This window comes from Xenorhabdus szentirmaii DSM 16338, assembly GCF_002632585.1.
In the GTDB taxonomy this organism is placed as follows: Bacteria; Pseudomonadota; Gammaproteobacteria; order Enterobacterales; family Enterobacteriaceae; genus Xenorhabdus; species Xenorhabdus szentirmaii.
The window spans coordinates 2142318-2145942 of record NZ_NIBV01000002.1 but is presented as its reverse complement, the minus strand read 5'-3'; the positions used below and the strand labels follow the sequence as shown (position 1 = coordinate 2145942).

3 protein-coding genes and 3 tRNA genes are annotated in these 3625 nt (G+C 39.6%); 3 read left to right on the top strand and 3 right to left on the bottom strand.

The window, feature by feature from the left end:
- Window positions 1-139 precede the first annotated feature (139 nt).
- Together Xsze_RS18680 and Xsze_RS18675 are read left to right on the top strand one after the other, a co-directional pair.
- Window positions 140-772: a hypothetical protein gene (locus Xsze_RS18680; RefSeq protein WP_038242468.1), complete on the top strand. Its 633-nt coding sequence runs from the start codon at window positions 140-142 to the stop codon at window positions 770-772.
- A gap of 69 nt (window positions 773-841) precedes the next feature.
- A complete protein-coding gene (locus Xsze_RS18675; protein WP_141557186.1) occupies window positions 842-1330 on the top strand; it encodes a hypothetical protein in 489 nt (162 codons plus the stop codon).
- Between the two features lie 199 nt (window positions 1331-1529).
- Here the strand turns inward: Xsze_RS18675 and Xsze_RS18670 are convergent.
- The 3 genes from Xsze_RS18670 to gltX all read right to left on the bottom strand — a co-directional run bounded on the left by Xsze_RS18670 (window position 1530) and on the right by gltX (window position 3281).
- A tRNA-Ala gene (locus tag Xsze_RS18670) sits at window positions 1530-1605 on the bottom strand.
- Between the two features lies 1 nt (window position 1606).
- Window positions 1607-1682, bottom strand: a tRNA-Ala gene (locus Xsze_RS18665).
- A gap of 183 nt (window positions 1683-1865) precedes the next feature.
- A complete protein-coding gene (gene gltX, locus Xsze_RS18660; RefSeq protein WP_038242465.1) occupies window positions 1866-3281 on the bottom strand; it encodes a glutamate--tRNA ligase in 1416 nt (471 codons plus the stop codon).
- 268 nt (window positions 3282-3549) lie between these two features.
- Here gltX and Xsze_RS18655 point away from each other — a divergent pair.
- A tRNA-Val gene (locus Xsze_RS18655) sits at window positions 3550-3625 on the top strand.

Below are 3625 nucleotides of genomic sequence, written 5' to 3'. Positions count from 1 at the left end.
CCGAATGAGTTATTTAAAGGAATACCGACTCGTTTACTTCGTTCATAACGGTGTTGCACTTATTATGTGAATGCAAGTATGTTTGTTATTATATGAAATTTAATAATTATACATTTTTATTTTATTCTGAGGTGATAAGATGAATATTGATAGAAATACCACTATTTCTAATAGAGAAGTGAAAGACGCTTCTATTTCTGTTTCTGTACCAGATGGTGCTGATGTTATTGTTGGGCAGCATTGTTATCTGGTAGTGACAGTTAAATCGCCACAAGTTAAGTCTATTAAGTCTATTAAGTCTATTAAGTCTATTAAGACTATTTCAATAAAATTTCCCAGTGAAAATATAGTAGTGAAGGTAGAAAAGGACTGGAAACTTATTGATGATGTATCAGGTAAAGCGATATTTATGCTGGAGGTTGATGATAAATTATCATCAAATATGTCGATTAATTATACTGTTCATGCGTATTCGGATACAAACGAAGATGTACAGGGGATCGTACCTTTGACAGTCAGTTATACGACAAAAAAAATGAAAAAGAATGACGTTATTTTATTAGAAACAGAGATGGAATTTCTTGATACGGCATTGATACCTAGCCCTATTAATGATCCGAAGAGCAAATATAATGTTTATTCAGGGGTGATAAAGGATGAAAATAGCAAACCATTAAAAAATACGCAGGTGATAATATCATCTATGTCATTATATACATCATTAGATTCTGTTAATATAACGACAGATCCAATGAGCGGTCATGTTCCATAACTTATTGAACCTCAAGAGCGAAAATCTCTTCCTAAGTTTATTGCTATTAATAGCGATGAAAATGGCAATGTGAAATTTCGTATTTATTCTAATTTCTACACTGGAAGTGTTAGATTAACGACTGAAATGTTTGGCGTGCTGTACCCAACATATGCTGAATCTGTATATCTTGCTGGAAGTTATGATTCTTCCCTTTCATACCTCGATTATCCATTCATACTTAATATATTACCAGGTGGAGTAATTAGGAAAGAGGTTGGCGATAAAGGATTTAGAGTAGATATTCGAAAATATAATTCTCCTCACATTGGCGATAACATTATATTTTTGATTGAAGATGAAGATAATAAAGTAATCCAATTTAAGCCGGCATATTCCGTAGATTATGTTGACGGTGTTCCAAATGTTGGTGGTTATAATTATCAATTATCATATGAAAATGTGCCATTTAATAAAAGAATGTCATTTTATTATATAGTGATAAATTTCTCTGGAAATTATTCATTTTCTAAGAAATTGAGTGTTATTTTCGTTGATGATACTGGGGATGGGAGATAATAGCAGCAGAAAAATAACTGTGCTAACGGTTTCTATAACAAAGTAGATGTAGATTCAAACTATTCAGAGGGCACTTGTAGTTTGAAAATAAAAAAGTATCACAATAAATTGATGTTTTAAGAACCGATAGATGTCGTTATCGCTAGGCTATCCATAAGAAAAATCCCTGAAAACTTGCGTCTTCAGGGATTCAGAATTTTGGTGGAGCTAAGCGGGATCGAACCGCTGACCTCTTGCATGCCATGCAAGCGCTCTCCCAGCTGAGCTATAGCCCCTTGGTGGAGCTAAGCGGGATCGAACCGCTGACCTCTTGCATGCCATGCAAGCGCTCTCCCAGCTGAGCTATAGCCCCAAATCAAAATCCTTTCGAACGGGGCGAATCATATGGGACCCGGAGAATTCTGTCAATCGATTCATTAGCATTTGCGGTGTAAGTGCTGAAAAAGCCATCAATAGCTCATTTAAATGACAAAAAATAAGGCACTGCAATGAATTGAGTGCCTTTATATATTATGTCAGATAATGCAATGGCGATTTATTGTGCTTCACGCTGAGCAATATAAGCCAGGGCCTTATCAATACGAGCCACAGAACGTGCCTGATTGATGGCATGAATTGTCACATCAACACTTGGCGACTGGCCTGCACCGGTTACTGCAACGCGTAATGGCATGCCCACTTTACCCATACCCACTTCCAGTTCATCGGCTGTTGCCTGAATGGCATGATGAATATTTTCTGGTGTCCACTCTGTGATGGCTGCCAGTTTCGCACGCGCAACTTCCAGCGGTTGGCGGGCAACAGGGCGCAGGTGTTTTTTCGCTGCATCTGTATCAAACTCCGCAAACTCTTCATAGAAATAACGGCAGGAGTTTGCCATTTCTTTTAAAGTCTTGCAGCGTTCACCCAGCAGTTTGATCAAGTCAACCAATTCAGGGCCGGTACGTGTATCAATACCTTGTTGTTCAATATGCCATGCTAAATGTACGGCAACTTTTTCTGCCGGCAGTGTATTAATGTAATGATGGTTCAGCCATTGCAATTTTTCAGTATTGAATGCACTGGCAGATTTGCTGATGGCATCAAGGCTGAACAATTCAGTCATTTCTTCAACAGTGAAGATTTCCTGATCGCCGTGTGACCAGCCCAGGCGTACTAAATAGTTCAGCAGTGCTTCTGGCAAATAACCATCGTCGCGATACTGCATCACGCTGACAGCCCCGTGGCGCTTGGACAGTTTTTTGCCGTCATCACCGAGGATCATAGAAACGTGAGCATACTCTGGTACCGGAGCACCAAGGGCTTTCAGGATATTGATCTGGCGTGGTGTATTGTTGATATGGTCTTCACCACGAATAACGTGGGTAATTTCCATGTCCCAGTCATCAATGACCACACAGAAGTTATAAGTCGGCGAACCGTCGGTGCGACGAATAATTAAATCATCCAGTTCTTGGTTACTGAATTCAATTGGGCCACGAATGCTGTCATTAAAAATAACAGAGCCTTCCTGTGGATTGCGGAAGCGTACAACATGTGGTTCATCATGGCTGTGTTGGCAATCGCTATCACGGCATTGGCCGTTGTAACGCGGCTTCTCACCATTCGCCATCTGAGTTTCACGCAGTTGTTCCAAATACTCTTTGGAGCAGTAGCAGCGGTAAGCTGTTCCTTGTTCCAACATTTCATCAATAACTTGATTATAACGATCGAATCGTTTGGTCTGATAATAAGGGCCTTCATCCCAATTCAGATTTAACCAGTTCATACCGTCCATAATTGCATCAATGGCGTCTTGGGTTGAACGTTCCAGATCTGTGTCTTCAATGCGAAGAACAAATTCACCTTTATTGTGGCGGCTGTATAACCAAGAATAAAGAGCAGTACGTGCACCACCAACATGAAGATAGCCAGTTGGACTTGGTGCAAAACGGGTTTTAATTTTACTCATCAGGAATTGCCTTAATTACGTGGCTCTTTTTAGAGAACGTTTTGGATGATTGATGTAACAATTGTGGGGGGTATTTTATCACTGCACTTCAATTCCTCAATGCTGTTATCAGTAGCTTATTGATAAAGGTACAATATATCGACTAAATTATAACTAACAGTGACTATAATTGTTTCATTCTGTTTAATTTTGCGGCGAACGGTAATTTTAATCATAAAAACCGTTGACTCACCTCGAACTATCCCTATAATGCGTCTCCATCACAACGGGGCGATTAGCTCAGTTGGTAGAGCATCTCCCTTACAAGGAGGGGGTCATCAGTTCGAATCTGGTATCGCCCACCA

Excerpts from the sequence above, each read along its gene's own strand:
- Xsze_RS18680 (WP_038242468.1), top strand. The coding sequence starts at position 140 with ATGAATATTGATAGAAATACCACTATTTCTAATAGAGAAGTGAAAGAC.
- gltX (WP_038242465.1), bottom strand. The coding sequence starts at position 3,281 with ATGAGTAAAATTAAAACCCGTTTTGCACCAAGTCCAACTGGCTATCTT.